Genomic DNA, 389 nt, shown 5'->3' with positions numbered 1-389 from the left:
TGCTGCTGCTCATGACGGTCTGCGCCCACCTCCAGTGGCTGCCCTTCCCGACGTACGTCCCGCTGAGCGAGGACCCCGAGCAATGGGCCTGGAACCTGCTGCTGCCCTGGCTCACCCTCGGACTGTTCGAAAGCGCCAAGTACGCCCGACTGAGCCGCAGTTCGACCCTGGAGACGCTCGCGGAGGACCACATCCGCACCTTCCGCGCCTACGGCGTCGGCGAGCGCGCCCTCATCACCCGGCACGCCGTGCGCGGCGCCGTCGCCCCCGTGATCGCGCTCAGCGCCGTGGACTTCGGCACCATGATCGGCGGCGCGGTCCTCACCGAGTCCCTCTTCGGCATCCCCGGCCTCGGCAAGACCCTGATCGACGGCCTGCGCGTCCTCTAC

The 389-nt window shown here is 70.2% G+C and carries 1 protein-coding gene; it reads left to right on the top strand.

Annotated elements, in window-relative coordinates; translation table 11 throughout:
* Positions 1–389 (top strand): ABC transporter permease (locus G3I71_RS49690; RefSeq protein WP_164325579.1); only part of this gene is annotated, 389 nt, incomplete at both ends.

It is taken from the genome of Streptomyces sp. SID12501, from assembly GCF_010550245.1.
Classification (GTDB): Bacteria; Actinomycetota; Actinomycetes; order Streptomycetales; family Streptomycetaceae; genus Streptomyces.
The sequence above is the reverse complement of the archived record's forward strand: the minus strand, read 5'-3'. Positions and strand labels throughout refer to the sequence as shown.